This window comes from Streptomyces sp. (genome assembly GCF_035645055.1).
GTDB lineage: Bacteria > Actinomycetota > Actinomycetes > Streptomycetales > Streptomycetaceae > Streptomyces.
In genome coordinates this window covers 138,020-156,363 of sequence record NZ_DASQNH010000001.1, presented here as the reverse complement: position 1 = coordinate 156,363, position 18,344 = coordinate 138,020, and the positions used below count along the sequence as shown (strand labels likewise).

At 73.4% G+C, this 18,344-nt stretch carries 17 protein-coding genes; 13 read left to right on the top strand and 4 right to left on the bottom strand.

Features of this window, described 5'->3' with window-relative positions:
* The first annotated feature begins 129 nt into the window (after nt 1–129).
* On the top strand, nt 130–810 hold the full coding sequence (locus VE614_RS00695) for a sigma-70 family RNA polymerase sigma factor (protein ID WP_324930150.1): 681 nt from the start codon (nt 130–132) through the stop codon (nt 808–810).
* Nucleotides 807–1,421, top strand: coding sequence for a hypothetical protein (locus VE614_RS00690; RefSeq protein WP_324930147.1), 615 nt, complete (start codon nt 807–809; stop codon nt 1,419–1,421). The genes VE614_RS00695 and VE614_RS00690 overlap by 4 nt, the downstream gene beginning before the upstream one ends.
* A gap of 48 nt (nt 1,422–1,469) precedes the next feature.
* Here VE614_RS00690 and VE614_RS00685 read toward each other — a convergent pair whose 3' ends face one another.
* Nucleotides 1,470–4,094 (bottom strand): SulP family inorganic anion transporter, encoded by a 2,625-nt coding sequence (locus tag VE614_RS00685; protein WP_324930144.1) that lies wholly within the window; start codon nt 4,092–4,094, stop codon nt 1,470–1,472.
* A 360-nt stretch (nt 4,095–4,454) separates the two neighbouring features.
* On the opposite strand from VE614_RS00685, the gene VE614_RS00680 reads away from it, so the two are divergent.
* Nucleotides 4,455–5,726, top strand: coding sequence for a hypothetical protein (locus tag VE614_RS00680; protein WP_324930141.1), 1,272 nt, complete (start codon nt 4,455–4,457; stop codon nt 5,724–5,726).
* 25 nt (nt 5,727–5,751) lie between these two features.
* On the opposite strand, the gene VE614_RS00675 is transcribed toward VE614_RS00680, so the two are convergent.
* A complete protein-coding gene (locus VE614_RS00675; RefSeq protein ID WP_324930139.1) occupies nt 5,752–6,732 on the bottom strand; it encodes an ATP-binding protein in 981 nt (326 codons plus the stop codon).
* Nucleotides 6,733–6,833: 101 nt separating this feature from the next.
* Between VE614_RS00675 and VE614_RS00670 the strand changes: the two genes are divergently transcribed.
* Nucleotides 6,834–7,664, top strand: a complete 831-nt coding sequence (locus VE614_RS00670) for an oxidoreductase (RefSeq protein WP_324930136.1) — start codon at nt 6,834–6,836, stop codon at nt 7,662–7,664.
* A gap of 356 nt (nt 7,665–8,020) precedes the next feature.
* On the opposite strand, the gene VE614_RS00665 is transcribed toward VE614_RS00670, so the two are convergent.
* A complete protein-coding gene (locus VE614_RS00665) occupies nt 8,021–8,851 on the bottom strand; it encodes an HAD family hydrolase (RefSeq protein ID WP_324930132.1) in 831 nt (276 codons plus the stop codon).
* A 644-nt stretch (nt 8,852–9,495) separates the two neighbouring features.
* Between VE614_RS00665 and ssd the strand changes: the two genes are divergently transcribed.
* The 7 genes from ssd (at nt 9,496) to VE614_RS00630 (ending at nt 14,810) form a co-directional block, all read left to right on the top strand.
* A complete protein-coding gene (gene ssd, locus VE614_RS00660) occupies nt 9,496–10,599 on the top strand; it encodes a septum site-determining protein Ssd (protein ID WP_324930129.1) in 1,104 nt (367 codons plus the stop codon).
* Entirely contained in the window at nt 10,596–11,882 is a 1,287-nt protein-coding gene (locus VE614_RS00655) for a TadA family conjugal transfer-associated ATPase (RefSeq protein WP_324930125.1), read from the top strand. Before ssd ends, VE614_RS00655 begins: the two co-directional genes overlap by 4 nt.
* Complete coding sequence (locus VE614_RS00650) at nt 11,875–12,753, top strand: type II secretion system F family protein (RefSeq protein WP_324930122.1); 879 nt, start codon at nt 11,875–11,877, stop codon at nt 12,751–12,753. Before VE614_RS00655 ends, VE614_RS00650 begins: the two co-directional genes overlap by 8 nt.
* 44 nt (nt 12,754–12,797) lie before the next feature.
* A complete protein-coding gene (locus VE614_RS00645; protein ID WP_324930300.1) occupies nt 12,798–13,583 on the top strand; it encodes a type II secretion system F family protein in 786 nt (261 codons plus the stop codon).
* Between the two features lie 78 nt (nt 13,584–13,661).
* Nucleotides 13,662–13,880: a DUF4244 domain-containing protein gene (locus tag VE614_RS00640; RefSeq protein WP_324930119.1), complete on the top strand. Its 219-nt coding sequence runs from the start codon at nt 13,662–13,664 to the stop codon at nt 13,878–13,880.
* Nucleotides 13,881–13,911: 31 nt separating this feature from the next.
* Nucleotides 13,912–14,346: a TadE family type IV pilus minor pilin gene (locus tag VE614_RS00635; protein ID WP_414719462.1), complete on the top strand. Its 435-nt coding sequence runs from the start codon at nt 13,912–13,914 to the stop codon at nt 14,344–14,346.
* Nucleotides 14,343–14,810, top strand: coding sequence for an Rv3654c family TadE-like protein (locus VE614_RS00630; RefSeq protein ID WP_324930111.1), 468 nt, complete (start codon nt 14,343–14,345; stop codon nt 14,808–14,810). Before VE614_RS00635 ends, VE614_RS00630 begins: the two co-directional genes overlap by 4 nt.
* A 13-nt stretch (nt 14,811–14,823) precedes the next feature.
* Here the strand turns inward: VE614_RS00630 and VE614_RS00625 are convergent, their stop codons facing one another.
* Entirely contained in the window at nt 14,824–17,346 is a 2,523-nt protein-coding gene (locus VE614_RS00625) for a DEAD/DEAH box helicase (RefSeq protein WP_324930108.1), read from the bottom strand.
* Nucleotides 17,347–17,426: 80 nt separating this feature from the next.
* Between VE614_RS00625 and bldG the strand changes: the two genes are divergently transcribed.
* A complete protein-coding gene (gene bldG / locus VE614_RS00620) occupies nt 17,427–17,768 on the top strand; it encodes an anti-sigma factor antagonist BldG (protein ID WP_324930105.1) in 342 nt (113 codons plus the stop codon).
* Nucleotides 17,769–17,876: 108 nt separating this feature from the next.
* Nucleotides 17,877–18,311, top strand: coding sequence for an ATP-binding protein (locus VE614_RS00615; RefSeq protein ID WP_324930102.1), 435 nt, complete (start codon nt 17,877–17,879; stop codon nt 18,309–18,311).
* Nucleotides 18,312–18,344 lie beyond the last annotated feature (33 nt).

Sequence of the window (18,344 nt, the reverse complement as noted above, 5' to 3'; positions counted from 1 at the left end):
CGTCTGCGGTGGTCATCCGTACCCACGGATGCCGCGGGGGCGAAGTTCAGCGGCTGTAACGCCTTTCACACGTACGGCCAAGTACAGGTGAGGCACCACCGTGCACGACCCGACGAGAGGGGACAGGCATTGGACGGCATACGGGGCGGGCCCGCGGCGGCGGTACGCGACCCCAAGCTCTTCGAGGAGTTCTACCGCCGCCATGTGGACGCCGTGACCTCCTTCGTGGCCCGGCGTGTCCCCGACGTCCACACGGTCGCCGACCTGACGGCCGAAGTGTTCCTCGCGGTCCTCGACTCGGCCCACACCTACCGGCCCCGCCTCGGCGGCGAACGGGCCTGGCTCTACGGCATCGCCCGCAACGTCGTCTCGTCCGAGCACCGGCGCCGCGCCCGCGAGACCCGGCGCGATCAGCGGATCTCCGGCCGGCGGCTGCTGGAGCCCGACGACATCGCCCGCCTGGAGGACAAGCTCGACGCCGAGTCGGCCGGCCGCCGCGCCCTCGCCGCCCTGGAACGGCTGCCGGAGGGCGAGCGGGCCGTACTGGAGCTGATCGCGGTCGACCAGCTCACGGTCACCGAGGCGGCGGCCGCGCTGGGCATCCGCCAGGTGACGGCACGCGTGCGACTGCACCGGGCGCGCCGGGCGCTGCGGGGCGTGCGGGGCGTGCGGGGTGAGCCGGGTGAGCGGGGCGAAGCGGTGGGTGAGCCCGCCGCCGGGCCGCACGGCACCTCCTTGCTCTATGTCACGTCCACGTCCGCGTCCACATCCGCGTCCTGTGCCACCGGAGAGAACGAGGGAGAGGCATGACCACCAGGATCACCTTCGAGGACCGGCTGCTCGCGGAACTGCACCGTGAGATCGACCGGCGCGTGAGCGGGACGAGCGACCCCACGGCCGCCCCGGCACCCGCACACGGCCGTCGCCGTACGGCCCTCACCGCGCCGAGGCTCGGCCTCGTCGCCCTGGCCTGTGCCGCCGTCGCGGGCGCGTGGGTGCTGCTGCCGGGCTCCCCGGCCGAGAGCCCGGCCTACGCGGTGGAGCCGCAGCCGGACGGGAGCGTGACCGTCACCGTGAACGACATCTCCCTCGGCGGCGGCCTGCAGGAGGGACTCGCCGAACGGCTGGAGGCGCAGGGTATCCACGTGGCCGTGGACGACGTGCCGAACGGCTACGAGTGCACCCGTCCCAGGGGGAAGACGCTCCGGGGCCACTTCGACCGGAGTGGCGGCGAGGGCCCCATCTGGACGATCAACCTGCGTCGCGGGGACTCCCTGGCCTTCGAGAAGATCGGGCAGCGCCAGCCCGACGGGAGCATCCAGCGGGTCGTCAGCTTCTACGGCGTCCGCGGCCGGATCGCCCCGTGCGATCCCGTACGCGCCCCGGAGCCCCGCCCGGCGGAGCCGTCCGGCCTCCGCTGAGCGGGGACTCGTGAGCACGTGGTGCGTGCGGGGTCGGCCGGGGTGGAGCTACGCGGGGCTGCGCAGATCCTCGGCCTCGGCCACATGGTCGAAGACCTCCGCACCGGACGCCTCGGTGAGCAGATAGGCCTGTGCCTCGCCCACGTGGAAGTACATCCCGTGCAGCTCCAGCGCTCCCGCGCGCAGGGCGCGGGACACCGGCTCGTGGGCGCGCAGGTGCTCCAGCTGCATGACGATGTTGGTCAGGCACAACTGCTCGACCGCGTCGGCGGGACGCCGTCCGGCGAGCCGCGCCCAGGGCCTGCTGTCGTCGGCCATCCGCTCCACGCTCGGCAGCCCGTGCCGCAACCACCGCTTGAGCGGCGTCCGCGGTACACCGGCTTCCTCCGGGGGCTCGTCGCGCGCGCCGAGCAGCGCCTGCATCGCCCCGCAGCCGGAGTGCCCGCACACGGTGATGTGCCGGACCTTCAGCACGTCCACCGCGTACTCGATGGCCGCCGCCACCGAGTCGTCCCCGCTCTCCGCGCCGGGCAGCGGCACCAGGTTGCCCACGTTGCGCACCACGAAGAGGTCTCCGGGGCCGCTGGACGTGATCATCGAGGTGACGAGGCGTGAGTCGGCGCAGGTGAGGAAGAGCTGCACCGGCCGCTGGCCTTCCCGGGCCAGCCGGGCCAGCTCGCCCCGCACCAGCGGCGCCGTCCGGCGCTGGAAGGCGCTGATGCCGCGGACGAGTTGATGACCGCCGGTCGGGGCGGAGCCCTCGGCGGGGGCCGGTCCTGTGGGCGTGGTGGGGTCGTCGGTGCTCTCTCGGCTCCCCGAGCCCTTGGGTTCCTCCCCGTCCTTCGCCGGCTGCGACGGCGCGGGCAGTCCCACCGGCTGCGATGCCTCCGGCGGCTCCGCCGGCCCCAACGGCTCCCCCGGGTCCTGGGAGCCGGCCGGGTCGTCCGGCCCGATGGCCTGGGCCGTGCCCGGTACCGCACCTGGCGCCTCTTCGGTTCCGGGCAGCTCCCACTCGCACTGGTGGTTGCGCCAGGGTGTCCAGGGACGGCACCGGCAGTCGGTGGAACCCTCCGGTTCCTCCGCGCCCGCGCCGGTGGAGTCCTCCACGGGGGTGCCCGGCTCGGCGATGCGGATCCCGGCACGACGGCCGGTCAGTTGGACCGTGCCGCCCTGCGCGGTGTGTGTGTTCTGCCAGTCGTGCAGGGTCTCGTACGCCGCGTGGTCCATGAAGGAGCCGTCCAGCTCGACGACGACGTCGGCGCCTTGCGGGACCTGGTGCAGCACCCGGCTCAGGCGGGGCACCGCGAGGAACGTCAACTGGCCTCTCACCTGGACGTGATGGACTCCTTCCTCTTCCGCGTGCGTGATACGGGTGCGGGTCAGGCGGTGCAGGGCCACGGCGACGGCCACGGCGATCCCGAGGGCCACGCCCTCCAGGACGCCGAACAACACCACGCCGAGGGTGGTGACGGCGTAGACCAGGACTTCGCGGTGGCGGGTCACCGTGCGGATGTGGTGCAGGGACACCATCTGGATGCCGACGGCCATCACCAGGGCGGCGAGTGCGGCCAGCGGGATCTGCTCCAGGAGCGGGACCATCAGCAGGGTCGCCGCCACTACGAGAACGCCGTGCAGCATCGTGGAGTTCCGGCTCACCGCACCCGCGTTCACATTCGCCGTGCTGCGCACCGCGACGCCCGCGACCGGCAGTCCGCCGAGGCCGCCGGAGACGATGTTCGCGGCGCCCTGGCCGAGCAGCTCGCGGTCCAGGTCGGAGCGCGGCACCCGGCCGGTGAGACCGGGGCGGGCGGCGGCCAGCCTGTCCACCGCGACCGCGCCGAGCAGTGACTGCACGCTGCACACCAGCGTGGTGGTCAGCACGGCGGCCATCAGGCCGAGCACCGGCCCCTCGGGCAGCCCGGCCAGCGCGTGGTTGTTCCAGGACGGCAGCTCCACCTTGGGCAGGGTGAGCCCGGCCAGCGAGGCGGTCGCGGTGGCCCCGGCGACGGCGATCAGCGGCGCCGGTGCCTTGCGCAGCAGCCGCCCGGCCCGGCCGGGCAGCCGGGGCCAGAGGAACAGCAGGGCCAGGGTGAGCGCGCTCGTCGACACGGCGGCGGGGTGCAGGTCCGCGAGCTGGGCGGGCAGCGCGCGCAGGTTGTCCAGCACCACGCTCTGCGGGGTGCCGCCGAGGACGATGTGCAACTGGGCGACGGCGATGGTGACGCCGATGCCGGCCAGCATGCCGTGCACGATGGCGGGGCTCACCGCGAGGGCGGTGCGGGCCACGCGCAGGCAGCCGAGCCCCAGCTGGGCGAGGCCGGCCAGGACGGTGATGGCGCAGGTCGTCCGCCATCCATAGAGGTGGATGAGGTCGGCGGTGACGACCGTGAGCCCTGCGGCGGGTCCGCTCACCTGGAGCTGGGAGCCCCCGAGCCGCCCGGCGACGAGCCCTCCCACGGCGGCGGCGACGAGGCCGGCCTGGAGGGGCGCGTCGGTGGCGAGGGCGATGCCGAGGGACAGGGGCAGGGCGATCAGGAAGACCGCGATGGATGCCGACACATCGGCGCCGGCGATCCGGAAACGGCGGGGGCGCCGCGCCGGCGGGCTGTGCGGCTGGTGTTCGGGGGTCGGCCGGTCGGGGTCGGTCGTGCGCGTGGGGACGCAGGCTGACATGTTTCCCGTCTCCTCCGGGGCAGCGGTCGCGGAACAGGTCGGTCCGCCGGGTGGCGGGTCGGTCGCGGCCGTGAGTCACGGCGTGCAGCGGCGGGATGAATCAACTCTCCGTAAACGAATCGTAATGCAGAGTAAAGGACAGGCATGGGTAATCCCGGCAAATAGGTCAAAGAATCACTCCAGAGAGTGAACCAAGTCTTTGATCGGCTTGTCGTACTAATTCCTTCTCGGTCCCGTGCGACCTTGGCGGCGCTGTCGGCTTGGCCCGGCATAACACCGCAGACGGCCGTACAGCGCGCACATCACCTGAAAGCGCCCTCAGCGGCGTTGGCCCGAGAGAAGGAAGTAGGTGGGCGGAAGATGGCCGCCACCCAGAGGATCGCCGCGGGCGCCGTGGTCGCCGCGGTCTGTGCCCTGTCGCTCGCCGGTTGCTCGGCAGGCTCCGACACCGTGAAGGAGGGCGCCGGCGGGCCGCAGAAGCCCAAGGCGGCCCCGGCCCCCAAAAGCCCCTTCCGGCTGATCGGCGACGGCTCCACGGCGTTCACCGGTGCCCAGCCGCATCTGCCCCGGCCCGAGCGGATGAAGCCCGGACAGCGGCCGCCGCAGTTCGTGGTGTTCTCCTGGGACGGCGCCGGCGAGGACAGCCAGCGGCTGTTCTCCCACTTCCGCAAGGTCGCCAAGGCGAACAACGCCACGATGACGTACTTCCTCAGCGGGGTGTATCTGCTGCCGGAGGACAAGGCCGACCTCTACAAGCCGCCGCAGCACTCACCGGGCCGCTCCGACATCGGCTTCAACGACCGGCAGGGCATCGCCGACACCGTGAAGCAACTCCGGCTGGCCTGGCTGGAGGGCAACGAGATCGGCACCCACTTCAACGGCCACTTCTGCGGCAAGGGCGGCGGCGTCGGCGAGTGGTCGGTGGACGAGTGGAAGGACGAGATCTTCCAGGCCAAGCGGTTCGTGAAGTCCTGGAAGACCAACACCGGGATGGCCGAGGCGGCACCGCTGCCGTTCGACTACGACAGGGAGCTGATCGGCGCCCGCACGCCCTGCCTGGAGGGCCAGCGCAACTTCATGAAGGCCGCCCGCGAGCTGGGCTTCCGCTATGACACCAGCGGGGTCAACGACCAGGTGTGGCCGCGGAAGAAGCAGGGACTGTGGGACCTGTCGATGCAGCTCGTGCCGTTCCCCGGGCGCTCCTATGAGCAGCTGACCATGGACTACAACTTCATGGTCAACCAGTCCGGCACCACCACCCAGGGTGACCCCGACAAGTACGACGCGTGGGGCGACCAGATGCGCGACGGCCTGCTCATGGGCTTCCGCCGCGCCTACGACGGCAATCGCGCGCCTCTGATCATCGGCAACCACTTCGAGTCCTGGAACGGCGGCACCTACATGCGCGCCGTCGAGGAGGTCATCGAGCGGGTGTGCACCAAGTCCGAGGTGCGCTGCGTCTCCTTCCGGCAGCTGGCCGACTGGCTGGACGCCCAGGACCCACAGACCCTCGCGAAGCTGCGCACGCTGAAGGTCGGCGAGGCCCCGAAGCAGGGCTGGGCGTCCTTCCTGGCGGGCCGTCCGGCCCCGGCCCCGAAGGGCGTTCCCGGGGCGCCGGCGGACAAGGGCTAGCCGGCGGCGCTCGGCGGGAGCGGTGTCAGGCGTTCGCCACCACGCTCTCGCCGAGCACGAAGTCGGGGTCGACCTGCGCCGCCAGGTCGGCTCCGGTCCGCTCGTTGCCCCAGGACCGGGCGTTCTTCAGGTGGAAGTGCACCATCTGGCGGGTGTAGCGCTCCCAGTCGCGCTCGTCGTACGCCGCGTCGGCGGCCGCCCCCAGGGCCCGCAGGGCGCGGCGGTTGGCGTCCTCCAGGAGGTCGAACCGGGGCGGGCGGCCCTTCTCCATCGCGCGCACCCAGTCGGAGTGCCCGACCGTGACGAGCAGGTCGTCCCCGACCTGCTCGCGCAGGTAGTCGAGGTCGTCCTGGCCCTGCACCTTGTTGCCGACGACCTTCAGCCGGACGCCGTAGTCGCGGGCGTACTCCTTGTACTGGCGGTAGACGGAGACCCCCTTCCGGGTCGGCTCGGCGACGAGGAACGTGATGTCGAAACGGGTGAACATGCCGGAGGCGAAGGAGTCGGAGCCCGCGGTCATGTCGACCACCACGTACTCGTCACGGCCGTCGACGAGGTGGTTCAGGCACAACTCCACCGCTCCGGTCTTGGAGTGGTAGCAGGCCACCCCCAGGTCGGCTTCGGTGAAGGGGCCGGTGACCATCAGACGGGCGGTGCCGCCGTCGAGGGCCACCGGCCGGGCGCAGGCGTCGTAGACCGGGTTGTCCTCGCGCACCCGCAGCAGCCGCGAGCCCTCACCGGGCGGGGTGGTCTTGATCATCGTCGCGGCGGAGGCGATCCGCGGGTTGGCGCCGCGCAGGTAGTCCTTGATCAGCGGCAGGTGGTCGCCCATCGCGGGGAGCGCGGCGGCCTCCGTCTCGTCGAGTCCGAGCGCGACCCCGAGGTGCTGGTTGATGTCGGCGTCGACGGCGACGACCGGAGCGCCGGTGGCTGTCAGGTGACGGATGAACAGGGAGGACAGGGTGGTCTTGCCGCTCCCGCCCTTCCCGACGAAAGCAATTTTCATGTTCAGTAAGCCTAGTGGTGCGAGCCCCGCGCGCGCGGAGCGGACGTGAAGAAGACCACTCCTTCGTGGGGTTCGGCCCCGGGATGCGTAATGTCGTACTCATGAGTACGACAGGCGCGACTGCCGATCGGGACCCCCTCGCGGCCCTGGGCGCACTGCCCGGTGTGGCCGACTCCGTGGAGTCCGTGCGCAAGGCCGTGGACCGGGTCTACGGGCACCGGGTCATGCGGCGCCGCAGCAACGAGATCACCTCGGAGGCGGCCCTGCGCGGCGCCCGGGGTTCGGCGGCCCTGTCCGGCGCCGACTGGGCCCTGGAGGAGGTGCGCCGGCGTACCGACTTCAGCGGTGACGACGAGGCCCGCACCGTGGGCGCGGCGCTGCGGCTGACCGCAGAGGCCGGGCAGCTGCTGTCCATCTGGCGGCAGTCCCCGTTGCGGGTGCTGGCGCGGCTGCACCTGGTCGCGGCGGCCGACAACGCCGACCAGGTGGGCCGCCCGCGGCAGCCGGGCGAGCCGGTCCACGAGCCGCTGATCGAGCAGCCGCTGCCGGGCGCCGACGAGGTGTCGGCCCGACTGGAGGGGCTGGCGGAGCTGATCATCGCGGGGGGTTCCGCCCCCGCGCTCGTCACGGCAGCGGTCGTGCACGGCGAACTGCTCGCGCTGCGTCCCTTCGTCTCCCGCAACGGCCTGGTCGCGCGCGCGGCCGAGCGGATCGTCCTGGTCGGCAGCGGACTGGACCCGAAGTCGGTCTGTCCGGCCGAGGTGGGCCACGCCGAGCTGGGGAGGGATGCCTATCTGACCGCGTTCGACGGTTATCTGTCCGGCACGGCTGAGGGCATGGCGGCCTGGATCGCCCACTGCGGCAAGGCGGTCGAGCTGGGCGTGCGCGAGTCGACCGCGGTCTGCGAGGCGCTGCAGCGCGGAGCGGCGTAGACGGCGGGAAGGGCCGGAAAGAGGCCTGCGGAGGGCCGGGAAAAGGGTTGCGGCGGTACGAGTGCTCGTACCGCCGCTGGCATGATCACCGAGTTACCAAGCGTCCTCGAATGTCGCCCATCAGGTCGGGGACTTCGCCCGTACCTGGTGCGGCTGGCCCGTAATCGACGGGTCGACGTCGCGTGGGTGCCCGGTGTTCATGCTTCGGTCCGTGGGGCCAATTGCGTTCTTAAGGTGATCCTCTCGGATGTCCTTGGTCTCGCGGGCCGTTGAGTCCATTGTACTCCAGCGCGGCAACAAGCGGAAGTGGTGGCTCTACTTTTTACTTTTAGGTTCAAATAGGGATCAGGTGGCGGCTAAAGCGTGGCGCGACGCCGGCTGGTGTACCAGACGAGACCCGCCGTGGCCGCGGCCGCTCCTATCGCCGCCGCCGCGACCAGGGCGGGGCGCGGCGGTACGGAGAACGCGGGGATGCGCTGTTTGAGCCGGACCGGACGATGGAAGTCGAGGATCGGCCAGCCGCGCGCGACGGCCTCCCGGCGCAGCGCGCGGTCCGGGTTCACGGCGTGCGGATATCCGACCGACTCCAGCATCGGCAGGTCGGTCGCGGAGTCGCTGTAGGCGTAGCAGCGCGCCAGGTCGTAGCCCTCGGACGCGGCGAGTTCCCGGATCGCCTCCGCCTTCGTGGGGCCGTAGGCGTAGTACTCGACCTCGCCGGTGTAGCAGCCGTCCTCGCCGACGACCATCCGGGTGGCCACCACCCGGTCGGCGCCCAGCAGCTCACCGATCGGCTCGACCACCTCGGAGCCCGAGGTGGAGACGATCACCACGTCGCGGCCGGCGATGTGGTGCTCCTCGATGAGCGAGGCGGCCTCGTCGTAGATGAGCGGGTCGATGAGGTCGTGCAGCGTCTCGGCGACGATCTCCTTGACCTGCTGGACGTTCCAGCCGCGGACGAGCCGGGACAGATACTCGCGCGTCCGTTCCATCTGGGCGTGGTCCATGCCGCCGACGAGGAAGACGAACTGGGCGTATGCGGTGCGCAAGGCGGCCCTGCGGTTGATCAGTCCGCCTTGGTAGAAGGACTTGCTGAAGGTGAGCGTGCTCGACTTCGCAATGACCGTCTTGTCCAGGTCAAAGAAGGCCGCTGTGCGGGGCAAGGAGTGGTTTTCCACGCCCCTGAGCATAGGGGCAGCCCATTCGGCGTAAGGTGGGGCGCGTGGGTTTGCCTGAGAGGGCTCTCGGGTACACCATGGAAGTCACGGATCGTTCGCGACCGTGCTAACCCGGTCCGACTCCTCCCCCCCCGAGTCGGCCGTGGGGACGACCCCCGCTCTCCCCCCCGGCGGGGGTCGTCGCATGTCCGGGTGGGTTTTTCCCTTCGCTGTGCGGCTTCGGCGCCGCGTTCGGGCGGCTGCGGCCGCCCTTTCGGCACGCCCATGATCCGTCACGCTCTGTAGTCGACGGACTGCTCTGCGGAAGTCGCACGGGAGATGGCGTGGAGGCGCCAGGGACTCACCGGTATGGGTGACGGCGATATTCACAGGGATCCAGTTGTCCACAGTTATCGACCAAGATCCACATTATTTCCGCGTTCGCCGCATCGTGATTCCCACGCGCATCGCTCCGGGCGAGTTCCTGGACGGTTCCGTTTGCGGTGCGCGTATGGCCGGTTTCTGTCGGCCGCTCATATGGGCGGTCCGATCGCCGGTTCTTCATCCGACGTTATCGCGGGCCTGCGAGGCCCATGAGCGACACGGTCAGACAGCTGAAGAGCCCAGACAGCCCAGACAGCTCGGACAGCTTCAGACAGTGAAGGGGGACATCCGTCATGGCCGGAACCATCACATCCGATCAGCCGTCCGCCACCGGGGGGCGGCCGGGCCGACCGCTGATCGTCACCGAGGACCCCGATCTCCTCGACGATCTGCTCCGGCTGTGCGCGGCGGCCGGAGCCACACCCGAGGTCCGGCACGGCCCGCCCGAGCGCGGCGGCGGCTGGGAGGCGGCGCCGCTCGTGCTGGTCGGCGATGACGCCGCGCGGCGGCTGCGCGGCACCGCGCGCAACGGCGGGGTGGTGCTGGTCGGGCGGGACCAGGACGACCCCGGGGTGTGGCGGCGCGCCGTGGAGATCGGCGCCGATCACGTCCTGATGCTGCCCGACGGTGAGCAGTGGCTGGTCGACCGGATCGCGGATGTCGCCGAGGGCGTCGGCCGGCCCGCGCTCACCGTCGGCGTCATCGGCGGCCGGGGCGGCGCAGGAGCCTCCACGCTCGCGTGTGCCCTCGCCGTCACCTCCGCGCGGGAGGGCCTGCGCACCCTGCTCGTGGACGCCGACCCGCTCGGCGGCGGGCTCGACATCCTGCTCGGCGGCGAGACCGCCGACGGACTGCGCTGGCCCGCCTTCGCCGCCTCGCGCGGCCGGGTCGGCAGCGGCGCCCTGGAGGAGTCGCTGCCCGAGCTGCACGCGCTGCGGGTGCTCAGCTGGGACCGCGGCGACTGTCTCGCCATCGCCCCGCAGGCCGTACGGGCGGTGCTCGCCGCCGCCCGGCGCCGCGGCGGCGCTGTCGTCGTCGATCTGCCCCGCCGGATCGACGACGGTGTCGCCGAAGTCCTCGCCCAGCTCGACATCGGAATCCTCGTCGTCCCCGCCGAGCTGCGGGCCGTCGCGGCGGCCGGACGGGTGGCCTCCGCCGTCGGCATGGTGCTGCGCGATCTGCGCGTCGCGGTCCGCGGGCCGTACGCCCCGGGCCTGGACGACCGCGAGGTGGCCCGGCTGCTCGGGCTGCCCCTGGCCGGAGAACTGCCCGTGGAGTCCGGGCTGTCGCGCGCGGTCGACGGCAAGGCGCCGCCGGGCGCGGGCGGTCGCGGGCCGCTGGCGCGGTTCTGCAAGGACTTCTGGGAGCGGGCGCTGGTCGAGGCGGGAGCGGCATGAACCGCCGGCACGCCGCCGCGCCGGGTCGCTCCGCGCGGAGCCCTTCCCCGCCGGGACTCTCGTCGCCGGGACTCTCCCCGCCGGGCGTGTCCGTGCCGGGCCTGTCCGTGCCTCTCCTGGACGGGGTTCGGCAGTGGCTGGCCGAGCACGGGGCAGAGCCCACACCCGCACGGGTGGCGCAGGCGCTGCGCGAGCAGGGGAGGGTGCTCGGCGACGCCGAAGTCCTCGGCACCGCCGAGCGGTTGCGGTCCGAGCTGGTCGGCAGCGGGCCACTGGAGCCGTTGCTCGCCGATCCGTCGGTGACCGACGTCCTGGTCTCGGCACCGGACCGGGTGTGGGTGGACCGGGGCGGCGGACTGGAGCTGACGTCCGTGGCGTTCGCGGACGCGGGCGCCGTACGACGGCTCGCCCAGCGCCTGGCGGCCGTGGCCGGACGACGGCTCGACGACGCCCGGCCCTGGGTCGACGCCCGGCTGCCCGACGGCACCCGGCTGCACGCGGTACTGCCGCCGGTGGCGGTCGGTTGCACCTGCCTGGCCCTGCGGGTGGTCCGGCCGCGCGCGTTCACGCTCGACGAACTGGTCACGGCGGGCACCGTGCCGCCGGGCGGCGACCGGGTGCTGCGCGCGCTGCTGCGGGCCCGGCTGTCCTTCCTGATCAGCGGCGGCACCGGCAGTGGCAAGACGACCCTGCTCAGCGCCCTGCTCGGGCTGGTCGGGCCGGGTGAGCGGATCGTGCTCGCCGAGGACTCCGCGGAGCTGCGGCCGGACCATCCGCACGTCGTCCGGCTGGAGACCAGACCCGCCAACCAGGAGGGCGCGGGCCTGGTCACGCTGGAGGACCTGGTGCGCCAGGCGCTGCGGATGCGGCCCGACCGGCTGGTCGTCGGCGAGGTGCGCGGGGCCGAAGTGGTCCACCTGCTGGCCGCGTTGAACACCGGCCACGAAGGCGGCTGCGGCACCGTGCACGCCAACGCCGCCGCCGATGTGCCGGCCCGGCTGGAAGCGCTGGGCACCGCCGCCGGGCTCGACCGGGCCGCGCTGCACAGCCAGCTCGCGGCAGCCCTGTCGGTCGTGCTGCACCTGGTACGCGACCGGTCCGGACGGCGCCGGATCGCCGAGGTGCGGGTGCTGGAGCGGGACCCGACCGGGCTGGTGCGGACGGTGCCGGCGCTGCGGTGGGGCGCGCGGGGGTTCGCGTACGAGCGGGGCTGGGAGCGGCTGCGGGAGCTGCTCGGCGACGAGTGGAGCGACGAGGGGACCGAGGGAGCGCGACATGGGTGAGACAGCGGTGGGCGGGACGGCGATGAGTGCGGCGGTGCTGTGCGCCGGAGCCGCGGCCTGGGCGATGGGCGGCCCGCACTCCGGGGCGCGCCGGGCCCGGCTGCTGCTCGCGGGCGGCGGGACGGTGGGGACCGGGCCGCCGGTGCCGCGGCGGTGGGCGGACCTGGGGCGACGGCTGCGCGGGCGGCTGCGGGCCGAGTGGTGGGCGGTGGTCGCCGGTCTGCTGCTCGCGGTCCTGGGCTCGTCGCCGCTGCCGGTCGTCGCGGGGGCGGCGGGAGTGCCCCTGCTGCGCCGCGCGCGGCTGGCCCGGGAGGCGCGGCGGGCCCGGGAACGCCGGGGCGACGCGGTGATCGCGCTGTGCGCGGCGCTCGCCGGGGAGGTGCGGGCCGGGCGGCAGCCCGGCGAGGCGCTGCTGCGGGCCGCGCGCGACACCGGAGGGCTCGCCGGCGCCCAGGCGGCGGTGCTGGCGGCGGCCCGCTTCGGCGGCGAGGTGCCGGGGGCGCTCACGGCGGCCGCACGGCAACCGGGGGCCGACGGGCTGCTGGGGCTCGCCGCGTGCTGGCGGGTCGCCGTGGACCACGGCGCGGGTCTCGCGGCCGGACTCGACCGGCTGGAAGCGGCCCTGCGCGCCGAACGCGACCAGCGCGCCGAACTGCGGGCGCAGTTGTCCGGCGCCCGCGCCACCGCGGCGATGCTCGCCGCACTCCCCGCACTGGGCCTCCTCCTGGGCACCGCCCTGGGCGCCGACCCCCTGCGCGTGCTGCTGCACACCGGGCCGGGCCTGGCCTGTCTGGTGCTCGGCGGGGTGCTGGAGGCCGTGGGGCTGTGGTGGGTGCTGCGGATCGTCCGGAGCGCGGAGGAGGCGGCATGAGCGGGGAGGCGGCGGCCGGCGTGAGTGCCGTGGAGGCGGCGGGTGTGGGCGCGGAGGCCGTCCACAGGCTGGGGATGCTGCTGGGGACGGCGCTGGTGCTCGGCTGGCTGGTGCGCCGGATCGCGGCGGCGCGGCGGCGGCGCTGGGTACGGCGGCGGCTCGCGGCCCTGCTGCCCTTGGAGCCCCGGCCCGCGAGACGGCGTGTGGACCTGCCGGGTGAGGCGCGGCGCCTGCTGCCCGAGGTGGCCGTGACGGGCGCCGGGTGGGCGCTGGTCGGCGGCGTTCCCGGGGTCGTGGCGGGAGTGCTGGCGGCCGGGGCGCTGCGGTGGTGGCGCCGGCGGCAGCGCGGGACGGCGGCCGGTGCCGTGCTGGACGCCCGTGCGGCCACCCGGCAACTGCCCCTCGCCGCCGACCTGGTGGCCGCCTGCGTCGCCGCCGGCGCCGCCCCGGTGACGGCCGCGCACGCCGTAGGGGAGGCGCTGGGTGGGCCCGTCGGACAGGCGCTGGCGCGGGGCGCGGCGGAGGTGCGACTGGGCGGCGAACCGGGGGAGGCCTGGCGGGCGCTGGGCGCGATCCCGGGCGCGGACGGGCTGGCACGGCTGCTGGAACGGGCCGATGTGTCGGGCCTGCCCGCCGCCGGACCGGCCGCCCGGCTCGCGGCCGACGCGCGTGCCGGCTGGGCGCGCGCCGCGACGGTGCGGGCCCGGCGGGCGGCGGTCCTGGTGACGGCACCGGTGGGGCTGTGCTTCCTGCCCGCGTTCCTCGCGGTCGGCGTGCTGCCCGTGGTGATCGGGATGGCGGGCGAGGTGATGGGAGGAGGTGGTGGATGAGCTGCGGTGACCCAGGGCGGACGAGAACGAGCGGGACAGGTACGAGCGACGAGCACGAGGACGAGTGAGGAGATCGGGATGAGCAAGGTGGTACGGGCGCGCGTGCGGGCCCTGGTGGGTGTGCTGCGCGGACTGCGCGGCGGGCGGAAGGACGCCGGGATGGTCACCTCCGAGTACGCGGTGGGGATCGTCGCGGCGGCGGGCTTCGCGCTGGTGCTGTACAAGGTGGTGACCAGCGGACAGGTCAGTGCGGAGCTGCACAGCATCGTGAAGCAGGCCCTCGATGCCGGGATGTGAGCGGCGGCGGGCGCGTCGGGACGAGGGGTTCGTGACGGCGGAGTCGGCCGTGGTGCTGCCCGTGCTGGTGGCGGTCGCGATGGCGCTGGTGTGGGGGCTGCTGGTGGTGGCCGCGCAGATCCAGTGCGTGGACGCGGCCCGCACCGGCGCCCGTGCGGCGGCCCGCCAGGACCCCGCCGACGCGGTCGCCGCACTGGCCCGGGAGGCGGCGCCGCGCGGCGCGAAGGTCACGGTCGCCCGGGAGGGGGACCGGGTCAGGGTCGTGGTGACCGTCGCGCCGCCGGTGCTGGGGGATCTGCCGTTCGAGGTACGTGAGGAGGCGGTGGCGTCCGTGGAAGGCGCGTCCGTGGAAGGCGAGTCAGGGGAGGGCGAGTCAGGGGAGGGTGCGTCGGTGGAAGGGGCGTCCGGGGAGGGCGCAGCGGAAGGCGCAGCGGGAGGCGTGTCGGTGGAGGGGGCGTCGTCATGAGGGCGGTGACGCGCCGCCTTGCGAGGGCCCGGGCCGGGTCGGATCGGGGATCGGCCACCGTGTGGAGCGTCGGGGTGATCGCCGTGCTGTGCGTGGTGTTCGGTGTGGTGCTCGCCCTGGGGCAGGCGGTGGTGGCCCGGCATCGCGCGGCGGGCGGCGCGGACCTCGCGGCGCTCGCGGCGGCGGATCACTGGGCGCGCGGCACCGCCGAGGCCTGCGCCCGGGCGGACCGGGTGGCGCGGGCGCAGGGCACGAGGCTCGTGCGGTGCGCGGTCGTCGGGGAGATCTCGGACGTGTCGGTGGCGGCGGGTCCGGGGCCCTTCGCGGCCGAGGTCAGAGCTCGGGCGGGCCCGGATGGGGCGGCCCCCGCCCGCCCGGCGCCGCCTCTCCCACCGGCACCGCCGGGCGGCATGGGCCCTTCCCCTTCGGAGGGAGAGGCGCCGGGCTTCCCGCGCCTGCCGTAGGCACTGCCGGGCGCTACGCCCCCTCCGCCCCCGACTGTCGCTCCTCCGGACCCTCCGCCTCCGTGCCCTCCGCCTCTGTCGGCTTCTCCTCCGGGGCGCCGCGCAGGAGCACGGTGAGGAGGCGGACCGCGCCCCTCTTGTGGAGGGGGTCGTTGCCGTTGCCGCACTTGGGGGACTGGATGCAGGACGGGCAGCCGGCGTCGCACTCGCAGGAGGCGATGGCCTGGCGGGTGGCGGTGAGCCAGGCCCGGGCCGTGTGGAAGGCGCGCTCGGCGAAGCCCGCGCCGCCGGGGTGGCCGTCGTAGACGAAGACCGTCGGCAGGAGTGTGTCGGGGTGCAGCGGGATCGAGACGCCGCCGATGTCCCAGCGGTCGCAGGTCGCGAAGAGCGGCAGCATGCCGATCGAGGCGTGCTCGGCGGCGTGCAGGGCCCCGCCCAGGATCTCGGGGTTGATGCGGGCTTCGTCGAGCTGGTCCTCGGTGACCGTCCACCACACCGCGCGGGTGCGCAGCGTACGAGGAGGGAGGTCGAGTTTCGTCTCGCCCAGGACCTCGCCGGTGATCAGGCGCCGGCGGAGGAACGAGACCACCTGGTTGGTGACCTCGACGGAGCCGTAGCAGAGGCGGCCCTCGCCCCACGGGATCTCGGTGTCGGTCTCCAGGACGGAGATGGAGGTGGTGTCGCGGGCGACCGTGGAGTACGGCGGGCTGGCCTCCTCGACGAGTGCCACCGAGTCGTCCAGGTCGAGGGAGCGGACCAGGTAGGTGCGGCCCTGGTGGAGATGGACGGCGCCCTCGTGGACGGAGGCGTGCGCGGCGCCCTCGTCGACCGTGCCGAGCAGCCGGCCGGTGCCGGACTCGACGATCTGGACCGGCCGCCCGCCCTCGCCGCGGATGTCGGTGAGGTCGGCGGCCCGCTCCCGGCGGGTCCAATGCCAGGCCCTGGTGCGGCGGCGCAGCAGCTTCGCGGCCTCCAGCTGCGGCAGCAGGCCCGCGGTCTGCGGCCCGAACAGCTCGAGGTCGTCCTCGGTGAGCGGCAGTTCCGCGGCGGCGGCGCACAGGTGCGGGGCGAGGACGTAGGGGTTGTCGGGGTCGAGGACCGTGGATTCCACCGGCTGGTCGAACAGGGCCTCGGGGTGGTGGACGAGGAAGGTGTCCAGCGGGTCGTCGCGGGCGACCAGGACGGCCAGGGCGCCCTGCCCGGAGCGGCCCGCGCGGCCGGCCTGCTGCCACAGGGACGCGCGGGTGCCCGGGTAGCCGGCGATCACCACCGCGTCCAGGCCGGAGACGTCCACGCCGAGTTCCAGGGCGGTGGTGGCGGCGAGGCCGAGGAGTTCACCGGAGTGCAGGGCGTGTTCCAGGGCACGGCGCTCCTCGGGGAGGTAGCCGCCCCGGTAGGCCGCGACGCGCCGCACCAGCGAGCGGTCGATCTCGCCGAGCCGTTCCTGGGCGATGACGGAGATCAGTTCGGCGCCGCGCCGGGAGCGGACGAAGGCGACCGAGCGCACGCCCTGGAGGGTGAGGTCGGTCAGCAGGTCGGCGGTCTCGGCGGTGGCGGTGCGGCGGACCGGGGCGCCCTTCTCGCCCTGCATCTCGGTGAGCGGGGGCTCCCACAGGGCGAACACCAGCTCCCCGCGCGGGGAGGCGTCGTCGGCGACCTCCACCACCGGCAGGCCGGTCAGCCGGCGGGCGGCGACGGCGGGTTCGGCGGCGGTGGCGGAGGCCAGCAGGAAGACGGGGTCGGAACCGTAGCGGGCGCACAGGCGGCGCAGCCGGCGCAGCACCTGGGCGACATGGGAGCCGAAGACGCCCCGGTAGGTGTGGCACTCGTCGATCACGACGTACTTGAGCGCCTTGAGGAAGGAGGCCCAACGCGGGTGGGACGGCAATATGCCGCGATGCAGCATGTCCGGGTTGGTGAGGACGTAGGTGGCGTACTGGCGGATCCACTCGCGTTCCTCGAACGGCGTGTCGCCGTCGTACACGGCCGGCCGAACGGCATGGCCCAGAGATTGTGAAAGTTCCTTCACCGATCGGCACTGGTCCGCCGCGAGTGCCTTGGTGGGGGCCAGGTAGAGGGCGGTGGAGCTGCGGCCGTTCGGGGCCTCGGAGCCGTCCAGAAGGGCGGAGAAGGCGGGGACCAGATACGCCAGGGACTTGCCGGACGCGGTACCGGTGGCGACCACCACGGAATCGCCGTCCAGGGCGTGCTCGGCGGCGCGCGCCTGGTGGGCCCAGGGGTGTTCGATGCCCGCGGCCCGGACCGCCGCGATGACCTCCGGACGGATCCGGTCCGGCCAGACGGCATGGCGACCCGCGCGCGGGGGCAAGTGCTCCGTATGAGTGATGCGCGAAGCCCGGCTCGGCCCCGAGGCGAGCCGGCCCAGGAGCGTGCCCGGCGCGAGGCGGGACACGGGGTCCGTCGGGGATCGATCGGAACGGTGATTCTTGGCCATCGGCACCGAGTGTGTCACCGGCGTGACGGACAATGGGACCAAGGCGTCGTGCACGCCTGCCGGTAAGTGATTGAATGCCATCGCGGCTGGCGAACCGTCTGGGGGCTGAAAGCCGAGATGCCCCGAGGACGACCGCTCGATAGCAAGGTGCTGGAGGATCCGTGGACCTGTCCCTGTCGACCGAGACCGTGGGCGATCGCACGATCGTCAGGGTCGGTGGCGAAATCGACGTATATACCGCGCCCAAGCTGCGCGAGCAGCTGGTCGAGCTGGTGAACGACGGCAGTTTCCACCTCGTCGTCGACATGGAGGGCGTGGACTTCCTCGACTCCACCGGGCTCGGCGTGCTGGTCGGCGGCCTGAAGCGTGTGCGTGCCCATGAGGGCTCGCTGCGCCTGGTCTGCAACCAGGAGCGCATTTTGAAGATCTTCCGCATCACCGGACTCACCAAGGTGTTCCCCATTCACACCTCGGTCGAGGACGCGGTGCAGGCGACCGACTGACCCGTCGGTCCGGGCCGTCGCCCGGGTCGCAGAGTGGAAGGAAGGGGGTCCGGGCTTTCGGCGGCCCGGACCTTCCGACAGCACGCCCGTAGCTCCGAGGGGGATTGCATGGCCACCGTTGAGCTCCGCTTCAGCGCGGTCCCCGGACATGTCAGGACCGCCCGGCTGGTGGCCGCTTCCGTCGCCCGTAAGGCCGGAGTGGACGAGGCCGTCCTCGACGAAGTCCGGCTGGCCGTCGGCGAGGCCTGCTCGCGCGCGGTCGGACTGCACCAGCACAGCGGGATCACCGCGCCGGTGCGGGTTCTGCTGATCGAGGAGGAGAAGCAGTTCTCCATCGAGGTCGGCGACGAGGCCCCGCACCAGGTGCACGACGGGACGGCCGGGGCGTCCGAGGACGTCGACGTGGAGACCGAGGAGGACGAGATGGGCCTCGCGGTCATCAGCGGCCTCGTCGACGACGTGGAGGTCAGCACGGGAGCGGACGGTGGTTCGATCCGGATGACCTGGCCGACCACACCCCCGCCGATCGCGGTGCTCCCCTGACGCGCACCGCTCGCACGACACCGAGGGCCCTGC